General features: G+C 70.0%; 10 protein-coding genes, 1 pseudogene and 1 riboswitch. Of the genes and pseudogenes, 3 read left to right on the forward strand and 8 right to left on the reverse strand.

All coding sequences use genetic code 11. The annotated features are described in order from the left end of the window. Positions 1-81 precede the first annotated feature (81 nt). A pseudogene (locus ACFVGY_RS17325) lies at positions 82-315 on the reverse strand (hypothetical protein); the annotation flags it as partial. A gap of 127 nt (positions 316-442) precedes the next feature. On the opposite strand from ACFVGY_RS17325, the gene ACFVGY_RS17330 reads away from it, so the two are divergent. Together ACFVGY_RS17330 and ACFVGY_RS17335 are read left to right on the forward strand one after the other, a co-directional pair. Further along, positions 443-1,165, forward strand: coding sequence for a rhomboid family intramembrane serine protease (locus ACFVGY_RS17330; RefSeq protein WP_385677594.1), 723 nt, complete (start codon positions 443-445; stop codon positions 1,163-1,165). Further along, positions 1,162-1,443 carry an Lrp/AsnC family transcriptional regulator gene (locus tag ACFVGY_RS17335; RefSeq protein ID WP_179172925.1) on the forward strand — a complete coding sequence of 94 codons (282 nt, stop codon included), beginning with the start codon at positions 1,162-1,164 and terminating at the stop codon, positions 1,441-1,443. The genes ACFVGY_RS17330 and ACFVGY_RS17335 overlap by 4 nt, the downstream gene beginning before the upstream one ends. 170 nt (positions 1,444-1,613) lie before the next feature. Here the strand turns inward: ACFVGY_RS17335 and ACFVGY_RS17340 are convergent, their stop codons facing one another. The 6 genes from ACFVGY_RS17340 to ACFVGY_RS17365 all read right to left on the reverse strand — a co-directional run bounded on the left by ACFVGY_RS17340 (position 1,614) and on the right by ACFVGY_RS17365 (position 8,953). Further along, on the reverse strand, positions 1,614-3,083 hold the full coding sequence (locus ACFVGY_RS17340) for an aminotransferase class V-fold PLP-dependent enzyme (RefSeq protein WP_385677597.1): 1,470 nt from the start codon (positions 3,081-3,083) through the stop codon (positions 1,614-1,616). A gap of 243 nt (positions 3,084-3,326) precedes the next feature. Then, a riboswitch (SAM riboswitch) is annotated at positions 3,327-3,443 on the reverse strand. Positions 3,444-3,532: 89 nt separating this feature from the next. After that, positions 3,533-4,597, reverse strand: coding sequence for an anthranilate phosphoribosyltransferase (gene trpD / locus ACFVGY_RS17345; protein WP_385677600.1), 1,065 nt, complete (start codon positions 4,595-4,597; stop codon positions 3,533-3,535). Between the two features lie 147 nt (positions 4,598-4,744). Next, entirely contained in the window at positions 4,745-6,394 is a 1,650-nt protein-coding gene (locus tag ACFVGY_RS17350) for a cytochrome bc complex cytochrome b subunit (protein ID WP_385677603.1), read from the reverse strand. Beyond that, on the reverse strand, positions 6,391-7,449 hold the full coding sequence (locus ACFVGY_RS17355) for a Rieske 2Fe-2S domain-containing protein (RefSeq protein WP_385677606.1): 1,059 nt from the start codon (positions 7,447-7,449) through the stop codon (positions 6,391-6,393). Before ACFVGY_RS17355 ends, ACFVGY_RS17350 begins: the two co-directional genes overlap by 4 nt. Further along, positions 7,446-8,255 (reverse strand): c-type cytochrome, encoded by an 810-nt coding sequence (locus tag ACFVGY_RS17360; RefSeq protein WP_385677609.1) that lies wholly within the window; start codon positions 8,253-8,255, stop codon positions 7,446-7,448. Before ACFVGY_RS17360 ends, ACFVGY_RS17355 begins: the two co-directional genes overlap by 4 nt. A 77-nt stretch (positions 8,256-8,332) precedes the next feature. Further along, on the reverse strand, positions 8,333-8,953 hold the full coding sequence (locus ACFVGY_RS17365) for a heme-copper oxidase subunit III (protein ID WP_385677612.1): 621 nt from the start codon (positions 8,951-8,953) through the stop codon (positions 8,333-8,335). A 187-nt stretch (positions 8,954-9,140) separates the two neighbouring features. On the opposite strand from ACFVGY_RS17365, the gene ACFVGY_RS17370 reads away from it, so the two are divergent. Further along, entirely contained in the window at positions 9,141-9,542 is a 402-nt protein-coding gene (locus ACFVGY_RS17370; RefSeq protein WP_360632573.1) for a hypothetical protein, read from the forward strand. Positions 9,543-9,637: 95 nt separating this feature from the next. On the opposite strand, the gene ACFVGY_RS17375 is transcribed toward ACFVGY_RS17370, so the two are convergent. Next, entirely contained in the window at positions 9,638-10,885 is a 1,248-nt protein-coding gene (locus ACFVGY_RS17375) for an Ig-like domain-containing protein (RefSeq protein WP_385677615.1), read from the reverse strand. Positions 10,886-11,037 lie beyond the last annotated feature (152 nt).

The following is an 11,037-nucleotide window of genomic DNA, read 5'->3' on the forward strand; positions in this document are numbered from 1 at the left end:
CGCGGCTCGGCCGCCCGCCCCCCCACACAAACTCACCCCCCGAGCCGTCTCTGGGGGGGGGGGGGCGCGCAGCAGGGCGCCCCCCGCCCCCGGCCTGTCCACAAGTTCGATCTGGTCCACCGCGTTGCACCAGCGGCAGCGGACCGACTCGATGGTCTCACTGACCACCTCGCGCTCCTCGACCTTGGGCTCCCCGGCGAGATCCAGGTGGACGTACTCCACGACCTTCGACGAACGAGTGACGTCGAAACGCGTGAGGTTGCCGCACAGCGTGCAACGCCACCGGGTGCTGTCGGTCGGCAGGGGAACCGTCATCAGGCCGCACTCTCCTTCGTAGCTCTTTCAATTAAAGCCGCCGTCTGCGGGAATCGGCGGACCGCAGCACGTAACCCTACGGCCTGCCGGGGCGTGGGAAGGGGCCGGCCGGGTCATGCTCAATCGCATGATCGTAAAGTGGCGGGCCGTGCGCGAGGCCGCCCGGGGCCCGGTGGTCACCCACGCACTGATCGCCGCCTGCTGCGTGGTGTTCCTGCTCGGTCCCGCCTCCGGCCTGAACCCGGCGTACGGGACCGGCGAACGGCTGGTGGAGACGGGGACCGCCTACTTCCGGCGCTGGGGCGTGGTCCCGGACGAGCTCTTCGGGGGCTCCGCCCGGGCGCTGCTGACGCCGCTGACGGCCCTGTTCGTCCACGGCAGCTGGCTGCACCTGCTCGGCAACCTGCTCTTCCTCCACGTCTTCGGTGCGATGACGGAGGAGCGGATGGGCCGCGCGGCCTTCCTCTGCTTCTACATCGGCACGGGCTACCTCGCGCTGGCGGCGTACGCGGCGGCCAACGCCTCCTCCGGGGAGACGCTCGTCGGGGCGTCCGGCGCGATCTCGGCGGTACTGGGCGCGTTCCTGTACCTGTTCCCGCGCGCCCGGGTGACGAGCCTCTTCCCGTTCCTGTTCTTCCTGCCGCTGCGGTTCCCCGCCCGGCTCGTCCTGCTGTTCTGGTTCGCCCTGCAGTGGGTGGCCGCGCACCGCGCGGACAGCGGGCCCGGCGTGGCGTACCTGGCGCACCTGGTGGGCTTCTCCCTCGGCTTCGTCCACGCGTGGGTGCGTTACCGGCGTGCGACTAGAGTGAGGCGACCAGCGACGGCCACCGAGGGAGACAGCCAGCCATGATCACCGCGATCGTGCTCATCAAGACCAGCGTGGACCGCATCCCCGAGATCGCCGAGTCCATCGCGGCGCTGGAGAACGTCAGCGAGGTCTACTCCGTCACGGGCACGTACGACCTCATCGCCCTGGTGCGCGTGAACCGCCACGACGACCTGGCGGACATCATCCCGGGCCGCATCAGCAAGATCCCCGGCGTGGAGGCGACGGACACCCACGTGGCGTTCCGCACCTACTCCCAGCACGACCTGGAAGCGGCCTTCGCCATCGGCCTGGACGCCTAGCCGCCCCTGCCGCCGCCGGAGCCCCCGCCCGCCGGCCGCGCCCCGGCGTCAGAGCCGCGGCAGGGCCTCCCCGGGGTCTTCCGGGCCCGGCAGCGGCCGGCCCTCCGCACAGGCCAGGGCGGTGGCCACCGGGTCCCCGTACGTCGTGTGCCTCATGGTCACCGACCGTGTCACACGGCCGGGACGCAGCGGCCCTCCTCCGTGCGGTACTGCCACTGCGCGCCCTCGGTGACGAGCTCCCGGACCGCGCGGACGAACCGCTCCACGTGCTCGTCGGGGGTCCCGGCGCCGAAGCTCACCCGGATCGCGTTCAGCGACCTCCCCCGCCCCGCGGCCGGGGGGACCCCCACCTCGCTCCGCCCGCCCGGCTCCCCCTCCGGGGCCCCGCACGCGCCGGGCTCCTGCGGGGCGCTGCCGAGCAGGGTGCGCACCAGCGGATGGGCGCAGAACAGGCCGTCGCGGACCCCGATGCCGTACTCGGCCGACAGGGCGGCGGCGAAGTGGGAGCTGTTCCAGCCCTCCACCACGAAGGAGAGGACGCCGACGCGCGGGGCGTCGTCCCCGAACAGGGAGAGGATCCGCACCTGCGGGATGCCGGCGAGGCCCGCGCGGACCTGTGCGATCAGCTCGTGTTCGCGGGCGACGAGCCGGTCGAAGCCGGCCTCGGTCAGGGCGCGGCAGGCGGAGGCGATGGCGTAGACGCCGATGACGTTGGGGGATCCGGCCTCGTGGCGGGCGGCCGTGGTGTGCCACTCGACGTCGACGCCGCCGTCCTCGCGGCGGGCGACCGTCCGCGAGGCGCCGCCGCCGGCCAGGTAGGGCCGGGCCTGCTGCAGCCAGTCGGCCCGTCCGGCCAGCACGCCCGAGCCGAAGGGCGCGTACAGCTTGTGCCCGGAGAAGGCCACCCAGTCCACGTCGAGGTCCTGGACGGAGACGGGGTGGTGCGGGGCCAGCTGGGCGGCGTCGAGGACGATCCGGGCGCCGTGGGCGTGCGCCGCGGCGGCGAGCTCGCGCACCGGCCACAGCTCACCGGTGACGTTGGACGCCCCCGTGACGCAGACCAGCGCCGCACCGTGGACGTCCCGGTCCGCGAGGGCCCGCTCCAGGGCGGCCACGGCCTCCTCGGGGCTGCGCGGGGCGTCGAGGTACGTGACCTGCGCACCGTCCCAGGGCAGCAGCGAGGCGTGGTGCTCGGTCTCGAAGACGAAGACGCGGCAGTCGGCCGGGAGAGCGGCGGCGAGCAGGTTGAGGGAGTCGGTGGTGGACCGGGTGAAGACCACCTGGTCGGAGGGGCGGCAGTCCAGGAACGCGGCGACCGCGGCCCGGCTCTGCTCGAAGAGGTCGGTGGAGAGCTGCGAGAGGTAGCCCGCCCCGCGGTGCACGCTGCCGTAGTAGGGGGCGTACGCGGCCACGTCGTCCCAGACGCGCTGGAGGGCGGGGGCGCTGGCGGCGTAGTCGAGGGCCGCGTAGGTGACCTCGCCACCCGTGACGAGCGGGACGGTGACGTCCCGGCCGAGGACCGGGAGCGGCCCGGCACAGGCGGCGGAAGCGGCACCGCCCGCGCAGGCGGCGGAAGCGGCCGAGGCGGTCTCGACGGAGGCGGTAGCGGTCGCGGTGGCGGCGTTCAGGAATGCGGACATGGCGGTATCTCCCGGCGGGCAGCGGAACGGCTTCGGATGTCACCCGTCCGCGGGTACGGCGCTGCGGCCGGCCGGGGGACGGGGAGGAATGCCTCGGAGCACGGGCCTGGGCGCACACGGCTGCCCGGGTACGCGGAGGGAAGGGACCCTGGTCCGAGGGGTGGAGAAGGGGCGGAGCCGCCCTATCGCATTCGCTTGCTCACGGAAAACGCTCCTCGAGGACCAGGACCCCTGGTGTCGAGGGATCCGCGCTTGCCGCGGACCTCGCTGCCCGCGGCCTGGTCATCACCCGGGGCACCCCGCCACGGAAGGAGGGTTGCCGGACAGCAAGCCGGGGCCAAAACGCTGTCACTCGTGACCTGGTCAGTCATCCTGCCACAAGATCCCGCACGCACAAGACCCCGGTCCGTATGCCGGACCGGGGTCTTGGCCGAAAAAGATCTCTCAGGTCAGGCGTTGCTGGCGGCCACCCACCGCTCCAGGGCGGCCTGCGCCGCGCCCGAGTCGATGGCCTCCGCGGCCCGCTCGACGCCCGCCCGGATCTGCTCCTCCAGGGATCCGCTGCCCGGGTCGACGGCCACCAGGGCGGCGGCCGAGTTCAGCAGCACCGCGTCCCGCACCGGGCCGGTCTCACCGGCCAGCACCCGCCGCGCGACGTCCGCGTTGTACGAGGCGTCCGCGCCCCGCAGCTCCACGACGTCCACGAGGCCGATGCCCACGTCGCGCGGGTCGAAGGCCTGCTCCTGCACCCGCCCCTCGCGGACCCACCACACCCGGGACGTGGCCGTCGTGGTCAGCTCGTCCAGGCCGTCGTCCCCGCGGAACACCAGGGCCGAGGAGCCGCGCTCCGCCAGCACGCCCGCGACGATGGGGGCCATCCGGGCGTCGGCGACGCCGGTGGCCTGCGCCCGGACCCGGGCCGGATTGGTCAGCGGGCCCAGGAAGTTGAAGGTGGTCCGGATGCCCAGTTCGCGGCGGGCCGGGGCCACGTGCCGCAGCGCCGGGTGGAACTTCACCGCGAAGCAGAAGGTGATGCCGGCCTCCTCGGCCACCCGGGCCACCCGGGCCGGGGTGAGGTCCAGGTTGACGCCCAGCTTCTCCAGCACGTCGGAGGCCCCGCTCGCCGAGGACGCGGCCCGGTTGCCGTGCTTGACCACCTTGGCGCCGGTACCGGCCACCACGATCGAGGACATGGTCGAGATGTTCACGGTCTTGGCCCCGTCGCCGCCGGTGCCGACGATGTCCACCGTCCGGCCGGGCACCTCGATCAGGTTGGCGTGCGCGTACATGGCCCGCACCAGGCCGTTGATCTCCTCGACCGTCTCCCCCTTGGCCCGCAGGGCGACCGCGAAACCGGCGATCTGGGCGTCGGTGGCCTCCCCCCGCATGATCCGGTCCATGGCCCACGCCGTGTCGTCGGCGTGCAGGTCCCGGCCCGAGAGCAGCGCGTCCAGTACGGCCGGCCAGGACCGGGCCGCCACGCTGTCGCCGCCTGCCGGGGTCACAACGTTCATGGTCCGCTCCTGAGGGTCCACAGTCGAATGGGAAGGCCTTCAGCCTATCCAGGCCGGACAGACGGCGAAGAGCCCCGTCCAGACCCTGGACGGGGCTCTTGCCGTGGGCGACACCGGGACTGACCGAAATCAGACCCTCACGCGGGATCAGTGGTGGCCGTGGCCGCTCTGGATCTCCTTGAACTCCTCCACCGTGGGCTTCGGAATCTGGTTGCCCTCGCCGTACATGCCCTGGCTGAGCTTGGCGCGGAGCTTCTCCGACATCTTGACCTTGCGCTCGACGCCGTTCTCGTCGACCGTCGGGCCGAGCTCCAGCGGCTTGTACTGCTCGTGCGCGGTGAGCGTGTGCAGCTTGGCCTGGTCCAGGGTCTCGTGGACCTCGATGAACTCACCGTGCGGCAGCCGCTTGATGATGCCGGTCTCACGACCGTGCAGCACCTTGTCGTGGTCCCGGCGCTGCAGGCCGAGGCAGATGCGCTTGGTGACGATGAACGCGATCACCGGGACGGCGAAGAAGCCGATCCGCACGAACCAGGTGATGTTGTTGATCGAGAGGTGGAAGTACTGCGCGAACATGTCGTTGCCACCGCCGACCAGGAGCACGATGTACTCCGCGATCCAGGCGACACCGAAGGCCGTGCGGGTCGGGGCGTTGCGCGGGCGGTCCAGGATGTGGTGCTCGCGCTTGTCGCCGGTGACCCAGGACTCGATGAACGGCCACACCGCGATCGCGCCGAGGACCAGCGGGAAGAGCACCAGCGGGATGAACACGCCCAGGACGAGCGTGTGGCCCCACAGGTTGATCTCCCAGCCCGGCATGGCACGGATCAGGCCTTCCGGCATACCCATGTACCAGTCGGGCTGCGCACCGGTGGACACGTGGTCCGGGCGGTACGGGCCGAGCGCCCAGATCGGGTTGATCGAGGCGATCGCCGCGATGGCCGCGATGACACCGAAGACCAGGAAGAAGAAGCCTCCGGCCTTGGCCATGTAGACCGGCAGCAGCGGCATGCCGACGACGTTGTTGTTCGTCTTGCCGGGGCCCGCGAACTGGGTGTGCTTGTGGTAGAAGACCAGGATCAGGTGGGCCACCAGCAGGCCCATCATGATGCCGGGCAGCAGCAGGATGTGGATCGAGTAGAACCGGGCGACGAAGTCGCCGCCGGGGAACTCGCCGCCGAAGAGGAAGAACGAGATGTACGTGCCGACGACCGGCACGGACAGGATCGCGCCCTCCATGAAGCGGACACCGGTGCCCGAGAGCAGGTCGTCCGGCAGGGAGTAACCGGTGAAACCGGTGAACATGCCGAGGACCAGCAGCAGGAAGCCGAAGACCCAGTTGACCTCACGCGGCTTGCGGAACGCGCCGGTGAAGAAGACGCGCATCATGTGCACGACCATGCCGGCGACGAAGATCAGCGCGGCCCAGTGGTGGATCTGCCGGATGAGCAGACCACCGCGGACGTCGAAGCTGATCTCCAGTGTCGAGGCGAACGCCTCGGACATCCGGACGCCCTGCATCGGCACGTACGAGCCGTGGTACACGACCTCGTTCATGCTCGGGTGGAAGAACAGCGTCAGGTACACACCCGTGAGGATGATGATGATGAAGCTGTAGAGGCAGACCTCACCCAGCATGAAGGACCAGTGGTCCGGGAAGATCTTGCGCATGTTCGCCTTGGCGAGGCTGTAGATGCCCAGGCGGCCATCCGCCCAGTCAGCCACGCGCTCGCCGGCGGGCGCCTTGCGCTTCCCCGCCGCGCCAGCGGCTGATGTGTTCGAAGTGGCGGTACTCATCCGCGCTCCCAGAATGCAGGACCGACGGGCTCCTCGAAGTCGCCGTGCGCCTCAAGGAAGCCTTCGCGGTTCACGCCGATCCGCAGCTGCGGAAGCGCGTGGCCGGCGGGTCCGAAGACGACGCGACCGCCGTCGGAGAGGTCGAAGGTGGACTGGTGGCACGGGCAGAGCACGTGGTGCGTCTGCTGCTCGTACAGGCTGATCGGGCAGCCGACGTGGGTGCAGATCTTCGAGTAGGCGACGATGCCGTCGTGGGACCACTCGAGTTCCTGCTTGTCCTTGATGTCCTCCGGCTTGATCCGGACGATCATCAGGGCGGCCTTGGCGATCTCGTTGTTGAAGTCGTGCGCGTCCTCCTCCAGGCCCTCGGGCATGACGAAGGTGAGCGAACCGACCGGGACGTCCTCGGGACGCAGCGGCTCCATCGTGTTCTGGTTGATGAGCAGCTTGCCCTTGGCCCACAGGGTGTGGCGCAGCTTGTCCTCGGGCAGCGGACCGAGGTCGCGCATGATCACGACGGCGGACAGCGGCAGCATGGCCAGCGCGCCGAGCATCGTGTTGCGGATCAGCGGACGGCGGGCGATGCCCGACTCGTTCGCACCGTCGGCGAAGTCCTGCATGACCTTCGCCTTGACCTCGGGCGAGGCCGCGATCTCGTGGCGGTCGTCGGCGACCTCGACGTCGGACATCAGGGTGCGGGCCCAGTGGACCGCGCCCGCGCCGATGCAGAAGAGGGCCGCGCCCAGGCTCATGCCGAGGGCGAAGTTGAGCGCGCTGATCTTCCCGAGGGGGAAGAGGAACACGATCTTGTCGACCGGGATGACCACGTACGACACGATGAAGGCAACGGTGGCCAGCATCGACACCGTGAAGAGCATCGCCACGGTGCGCTCGGAGCGCCTCGCGGCCCGCTCGTCGATGTCCTGGATGCGCGGCTTGTGGACCGGCAGGCCCGGGTCGGCGAACGGGTCGTCCGCGACCGCTACACCGGCGTGGTGCTCGTCGCCCTGCTCGCTCGGCAGGTGCTTTTCTTCGGGAATGTCTTGGCTACTCATGACTTCTTGGCCTTAGCGGTGTGGGCCGCGACCCAGACGGCGACAGCGATCAGCGCACCCAGACCGAAGATCCAGCCGAACAGGCCCTCCGAGACGGGGCCGAGGCCGCCGAGCTTCAGACCGCCGGGGTTGACCGACTTCTCGCCGTTCACGTTCTGGAGGTACGCGATGATGTCCTTCTTCTGCTTCTCCGGCATCGTGGTGTCGGGGAAGGAGGGCATGTTCTGCGGGCCGGTGAGCATGGCCTCGTAGATGTGCTTCGGCGAGACGTCCTCGAGGTTCGGGGCGTACTTGCCGTCGGTCAGCGCGCCGCCCTCACCGGTGAAGTTGTGGCACTGTGCGCAGTTGTTGCGGAACAGCTCGCCACCCTTTGCGATGTCGGCGCCGGCCGGGTCGTACTGCTTCTCGGTCGGCGTGATCGGACCGGCACCGAGGGAGGCGATGTACGCCGCCAGCTGGTCGATCTGCGCCTGCGAGTAGATGTTGGGCTTCTTCGGCACCTGGGCGCCGGGCTGCTGGGCCGGCATACGGCCCGTGCTCACCTGGAAGTCGACGGCCGCGGAGCCGACGCCGACCAGGCTGGGGCCGTCAGTGGTTCCCTGACCGCCGGTCCCGTGGCAGCTTGCGCAACCCACGGCGTAGAGCTTCTTGCCCTCCTCGATGGCGAGGGACTGGGCGGTTTCTTCGGCCTGCGCCTTGCCCGCAGGGGCGAAGGCGGCGTACAGCCCCCCAGTGGCCGCCAGCGCGAGGAGTAGAACGACGACCGCCGCCAGCGGATGGCGTCGTCGTGCGGAGAGCTTTTTCACGGATTACCCCGGTGTCAGGATCTTCTGCGTCGGTGTTTCTGGCTGTCGGTGCCGGGTCTGGCCCGGTGACGTGTTCGCTACTTGATCAGGTAGATCGTCGCGAAGAGGCCGATCCAGACGACATCGACGAAGTGCCAGTAGTAGGACACGACGATGGCCGACGTGGCCTGTTCGTGGGTGAACCTCTTGGCGGCGTACGTCCGGCCGAGGACCAGCAGGAAGGCGATGAGACCGCCCGTCACGTGCAGGCCGTGGAAGCCGGTGGTCAGGTAGAAGACCGAGCCGTACGGGCCGGACGAGAGCGTCATGTTCTCGTGCTTGACCAGCTCGGTGTACTCGAACACCTGGCCGCCGATGAAGATCGCGCCCATAACGAACGTGATGATGAACCACGTGCGGAGCTTCTTCACGTCACCGCGCTCCGCGGCGAAGACGCCGAGCTGGCAGGTGAGGGAGGAGAGCACCAGGATCGTGGTGTTCGTCGCCGAGAAGGGCAGATTCAGGCTGTTGGCCTGCTCCGTCCAGTACTCGGTGCCCGTCACCGATCGCAGGGTGAAGTACATCGCGAAGAGGGCCGCGAAGAACATCAGCTCGGAACTCAACCAAATGATGGTTCCGACGCTGACGAGGTTCGGTCGGTTGACCGTCGGGTGCGCGTGCCCGGTATCTACTGTCGTTGCTGTCGCCACGACCGACATTATGTCGGTCGCTTATCCGGCCCTCACGCCGGGGGGTGCCGTTCGGAGTGTCCGGCCCCTGTGCAGGGCCCGAACGGCCCATCAGCCGTGCGTGCGCGAGGGTGTGCGAACCGATGTTGACGCCGGGTCGGGAGGAGTAGCATCCCGCGCAACATCAACGTGATTCACGGCACCGTGGAGGAACGAAATGCGGTCGACTGCACGGGTTCTGGTCTACAGCGACGACGCGAACACCCGGCAGCAGGTGCGCCTGGCGGCCGGACGCCGGCCGGCCGCGGACCTGCCGCCGGTGGAGTTCACCGAGTGCGCCACACTGCCCGCCGTCCTGTCCGAGCTGGATGCGGGCGGGATCGACGTGTGCGTCCTGGACGGCGAGGCCGTTCCGGCCGGCGGCATGGGCGTGTGCCGGCAGATCAAGGACGAGGTCTTCCGCTGCCCGCCCGTGCTGCTGCTGATGGGCCGTCCCCAGGACGCCTGGCTGGCCACCTGGAGCCGCGCGGACGCGGCGGTGACCCTGCCGGTCGATCCGGTGGAGTTCGCGGACGCCTTGGCGCGCCTGCTGCGCGCACGGCTGTCCCTGGACGCGTAGCGGACGGAGCCGGCGGTGCGCCGGGCCGCGCACGGGGCCCTGCGCACCGGCGGCGCCGGCCGCACCGGGGGTGTCCGAACCGGGTGGGGGCGGCCTCAGACCCGCGGGCGCAGACGGGCCTGGTCGACCACGCTGCGGCCGTCCTGGGTGTCCTTGAGCAGGGCGCTGCCCTGGCGCCAGTCCTTCCAGTTCATGTTCCAGTCGCCGTAGCCGTTGCCGAAGGTGGGCATGTCCTCGCCGATGCTGTTGACGACCTGCACGATGTCGCCCTCGGTGATGTTCTCGTAGAACCAGGCCGCGTTGCCCGTGCTCATGCCGGTGCAGCCGTGGCTGACGTTCTCGTAGCCGTGGAAGCCGACGGACCACGGGGCGGCGTGGACGTATTCACCACTCCAGGTGACACGGGTGGCGTAGTAGACGGGCAGGTCGTAGTTCTCGCTGCCGCTGATGCCCACGGTGTCGCCGCGCATCCGGACGAAGTACTGCTTGCCGAGCACGACCTTGACCCCGTTGCGGGTGGAGAAGCCCGGCTTGCCGGTGGTCACCGGAATGGTGTTGATCACTTCTCCGTTGCGCTTGAACGTCATGTGGTGGGTGGCGGCGTCGGTGAGGACCTCGACGCGGTCCCCGATCTGTAGCTTGATCGGCTTGCTGGCGGCCCCGTGCATGTCGTTGGAGATCCTGACCCCCTCCAGATTGCTCCGTACGGAGACGGTGGAGTGCGCGGGCCAGTACTCCTTGGGCCTGAAATGCAGGTGCTTGTCGTCCACCCAGTGCCAGGCGCCCTCGGCGCCGGGCGGAGTGTCGACGACCAGGCCCTTCTCCACGACCGCGCGGGCGGCCCGGTCCTTGACGGGTTCGTCGAGTTCGGCCGTGATGGGCTGTCCGACGCCGTATTTGCCGTCGACCGGGCCCAGATCGACCCTCAGGACCTTCTTGGCCGGAGTGGTCTCGAACGTCAGCCTGCGCTGCCCGGGAGCGCCCCGCTCGTTCTCCGTGCTCACGGTGACCGTGTAGCGGGTTCCGGCGGCCATGGAGGCGGTGCTGTGCCAGCGGTCGCCCTTGGCGGTGAGCTCGCCCGCGAGGCGCCTCCCCAGGCTGTCCACGACGGTGACATCGGTGATGCGGACGCCGCCGGCGGCCTTGGCGGTGACCTCGAGGGGGCGGTGGTGGTCGACCGGGCGGCCGCCCTGGGCCTGGTTGAAAGCGACTTGGTCGCCCGCGTCGTAGGGGCGGGCGGACAGCGGGTTGTCGCCGGGCCCGCATGCGGTGGCGCCGGCACCGAGGGACGCGGCCAGCACGGAGCAGCCGACGACCGTCCAGAGACGCGGTGAGTGCTTCATGGGGCCAAGGCTATGAAAATCAGACAAATACGGCGCGTGGTGTGACTGCAAAAGAGGGGGCGGGGGGGGGGGCCCGGGGGGCGAGCGCGGCGCCGCCCCCCCCCCCGCGCGCGCGGGGGCGGCGGGGGGGGAGCTCGGCGGGTGGTGTCGAG

This window comes from Streptomyces sp. NPDC127106 (genome assembly GCF_042677605.1).
In the GTDB taxonomy this organism is placed as follows: domain Bacteria; phylum Actinomycetota; class Actinomycetes; order Streptomycetales; family Streptomycetaceae; genus Streptomyces.

Coding starts and splice junctions, on each gene's coding strand:
- ACFVGY_RS17330 (WP_385677594.1), top strand. CDS start 443: ATGATCGTAAAGTGGCGGGCCGTGCGCGAGGCCGCCCGGGGCCCGGTG.
- ACFVGY_RS17335 (WP_179172925.1), top strand. CDS start 1,162: ATGATCACCGCGATCGTGCTCATCAAGACCAGCGTGGACCGCATCCCC.
- ACFVGY_RS17340 (WP_385677597.1), bottom strand. CDS start 3,083: ATGTCCGCATTCCTGAACGCCGCCACCGCGACCGCTACCGCCTCCGTC.
- trpD (WP_385677600.1), bottom strand. CDS start 4,597: ATGAACGTTGTGACCCCGGCAGGCGGCGACAGCGTGGCGGCCCGGTCC.
- ACFVGY_RS17350 (WP_385677603.1), bottom strand. CDS start 6,394: ATGAGTACCGCCACTTCGAACACATCAGCCGCTGGCGCGGCGGGGAAG.
- ACFVGY_RS17355 (WP_385677606.1), bottom strand. CDS start 7,449: ATGAGTAGCCAAGACATTCCCGAAGAAAAGCACCTGCCGAGCGAGCAG.
- ACFVGY_RS17365 (WP_385677612.1), bottom strand. CDS start 8,953: ATGTCGGTCGTGGCGACAGCAACGACAGTAGATACCGGGCACGCGCAC.
- ACFVGY_RS17370 (WP_360632573.1), top strand. CDS start 9,141: ATGCGGTCGACTGCACGGGTTCTGGTCTACAGCGACGACGCGAACACC.
- ACFVGY_RS17375 (WP_385677615.1), bottom strand. CDS start 10,885: ATGAAGCACTCACCGCGTCTCTGGACGGTCGTCGGCTGCTCCGTGCTG.